General features: G+C 53.6%; 1 tRNA gene and 2 rRNA genes (1 of these 3 running past the window's edge). All 3 read left to right on the plus strand.

The features are described from left to right. Nucleotides 1-2,693: ribosomal RNA gene (locus tag ET21_RS0117685) — 23S ribosomal RNA — on the plus strand; it begins 101 nt to the left of the window's first position. A 146-nt stretch (nucleotides 2,694-2,839) separates the two neighbouring features. Continuing rightward, nucleotides 2,840-2,954, plus strand: a 5S ribosomal RNA gene (gene rrf, locus ET21_RS0117690). 157 nt (nucleotides 2,955-3,111) lie between these two features. Continuing rightward, nucleotides 3,112-3,188: transfer RNA gene (locus ET21_RS0117695), tRNA-Met, on the plus strand. Nucleotide 3,189: the final 1 nt, after the last annotated feature.

Raw genomic sequence — 3,189 nt, forward strand, 5'->3', positions numbered from 1 at the left:
ATCCCGCGATTTCCGAATGGGACAACCCACCTTCACCATTTAATTCTTAGTCCGGTTCGCCGGAACGAGAGTTAAATGGGAGAGGTATCACTAAGCTGAATAAAATAGGCTTTGGTGAAGCGAACCCGGGGAACTGAAACATCTCAGTACCTGGAGGAAAAGACATCAACCGAGATTCCGTTAGTAGTGGCGAGCGAACGCGGACCAGGCCAGTGCCTGTTGTTTAGTTAGCAGAACAATCTGGAAAGTTTGACCATAGCGGGTGACAGTCCCGTATGCGAAAGCGAAACAACAGGACTTGAGTAGGGCGGGGCACGTGAAACCCTGTCTGAACATGGGGGGACCACCCTCCAAGCCTAAATACTCGTACATGACCGATAGCGAACCAGTACCGTGAGGGAAAGGTGAAAAGCACCCCGATGAGGGGAGTGAAACAGTACCTGAAACCGGATGCCTACAAGCAGTTGGAGGGCTCTTGAAGCCTGACAGCGTACCTCTTGCATAATGGGTCTGTGACTTAGTGTATCGAGCAAGCTTAAGCCGTTAGGTGTAGGCGCAGCGAAAGCGAGTCTGAATAGGGCGATAGAGTTCGATGCATTAGACCCGAAACCCGGCGATCTAGGCATGACCAGGTTGAAGGTGCGGTAACACGCACTGGAGGACCGAACCGTTTAATGTTGAAAAATTATCGGATGAGTTGTGTTTAGGGGTGAAAGGCCAATCAAGCCGGGAAATAGCTGGTTCTCCGCGAAATCTATTGAGGTAGAGCGTCGGATGATTGCCGTTGGGGGTAGAGCACTGGATGGATGCGGGGGTCGCGAGATCTACCAATTCTAACCAAACTCCGAATACCAACGAGTCTAGTCCGGCAGACAGACGGCGGGTGCTAAGGTCCGTCGTCAAAAGGGAAACAGCCCTAACCTACAGCTAAGGTCCCCAAGTCACGTCTAAGTGGGAAAGCATGTGGGATTTCCAAAACAACCAGGAGGTTGGCTTAGAAGCAGCCATCCTTTAAAGAAAGCGTAACAGCTCACTGGTCTAAATAAGAGATCCTGCGGCGAAGATGTAACGGGGCTCAAGACGTGCACCGAAGCTTAGGGTTCAGTCTTTGACTGAGCGGTAGCGGAGCGTTCCGTAGGCCGTTGAAGCGGAAGGGTAACCGACCGTGGAGGTATCGGAAGTGCGAATGCAGACATGAGTAGCGATTAACAGTGTGAGATGCACTGTCGCCGAAATTCCAAGGGTTCCTGCTTAAAGCTAATCTGAGCAGGGTAAGCCGGCCCCTAAGACGAGCCCGAAGGGGGTAGTCGATGGGAACCACGTTAATATTCGTGGGCCTGGTGGTGTGTGACGGATGGCGTAACTTGTTCGGCCTTATTGGATTGGTCCGGGCAGGGAAGTTGTCCCAGGAAATAGCCCCACCGTATAGACCGTACCCTAAACCGACACAGGTGGAATGGTAGAGTATACCAAGGCGTTTGAGAGAAGTATCCTGAAGGAACTCGGCAAATTGCCTCCGTACCTTCGGAAGAAGGAGGCCCCATCTTAAGGCAACTTTTGATGGGGGGCACAGGCCAGGGGGTAGCGACTGTTTAGCAAAAACACAGGGCTCTGCTAAGTCGGCTTCAAGACGACGTATAGGGCCTGACGCCTGCCCGGTGCCTGAAGGTTAAGAGGAGGAGTGCAAGCTCTGAATTGAAGCCCAGGTAAACGGCGGCCGTAACTATAACGGTCCTAAGGTAGCGAAATTCCTTGTCGGGTAAGTTCCGACCTGCACGAATGGCGTAACGACTTCCCCACTGTCTCCAGGATATGCTCAGCGAAATTGAATTCTCCGTGAAGATGCGGAGTACCCGCGGTTAGACGGAAAGACCCCGTGCACCTTTACTGCAGCTTCAGAGTGGCATTAGGAAAGAACTGTGTAGCATAGGTGGGAGGCTTTGAAGCGGTGACGCCAGTTGCCGTGGAGCCATAGGTGAAATACCACCCTGTTGTTTTCTGATGTCTAACCTCGCACCGTTATCCGGTGCAGGGACCCTCTGTGGCGGGTAGTTTGACTGGGGCGGTCGCCTCCTAAAGAGTAACGGAGGCGCGCGATGGTGGGCTCAGGACGGTTGGAAACCGTCTGTTAGAGTGCAATGGCATAAGCCCGCCTGACTGCGAGACTGACAAGTCGAGCAGAGACGAAAGTCGGTCATAGTGATCCGGTGGTCCCTCGTGGAAGGGCCATCGCTCAACGGATAAAAGGTACGCCGGGGATAACAGGCTGATGATTCCCAAGAGCTCATATCGACGGAATCGTTTGGCACCTCGATGTCGGCTCATCACATCCTGGGGCTGGAGCAGGTCCCAAGGGTTTGGCTGTTCGCCAATTAAAGTGGTACGTGAGCTGGGTTCAGAACGTCGCGAGACAGTTTGGTCCCTATCTGCCGTGGGCGTCGAAATTTGAGAGGAGTTGACCCTAGTACGAGAGGACCGGGTTGAACATACCTCTGGTGTACCTGTCGTCGTGCCAACGGCGCAGCAGGGTAGCTATGTATGGACGGGATAACCGCTGAAAGCATCTAAGCGGGAAGCCTCCCTCAAGATAAGATTTCTTCGAGCGGTCGTAGACCACGACCTTGATAGGCTGGATGTGGAAGTGCGGTAACGCATGGAGCTAACCAGTCCTAATCGCTCTGATCGCGCTTGAATGCTTCGATAAGAAGCGAGTCCCACCATCAATGACAGTGCTGGCAACAGCAAAGTATCAGCGATGTGGTGATCAACCTCAAGCCAGATAACTCAACACCAATAAAGTGCACGGCATCGATTATAACCCAAAGCGCAAGCTTCATTGCTTGGTGACCATAGCGTCTGTGACCCACCCGATCCCATCCCGAACTCGGCCGTGAAACCAGTCTGCGCCGATGGTACTGTGGCTCAAGCCCCGGAAGAGTAGGGCGTCGCCAGGCATTGAAGCTCGCGCTTTGAAATAACAAACCCATTCACACCTCTTCAGGCCCAAGCCAACGGGCCAAGGGCCCGCAGGCCAAATGGCCGCCCGAGCTTATGCAAGGATAGCCAAAGGCTGCCGATGCAGCCGCAGGCGCTTGAGGAAAACAAAAGTGTCGCGGGATGGAGCAGCCCGGTAGCTCGTCAGGCTCATAACCTGAAGGTCGTAGGTTCAAATCCTACTCCCGCAACCAA

Origin of the sequence: Sphingobium sp. DC-2 (assembly GCF_000722555.1) — a bacterium.
In the GTDB taxonomy this organism is placed as follows: Bacteria; Pseudomonadota; Alphaproteobacteria; order Sphingomonadales; family Sphingomonadaceae; genus Sphingobium; species Sphingobium quisquiliarum.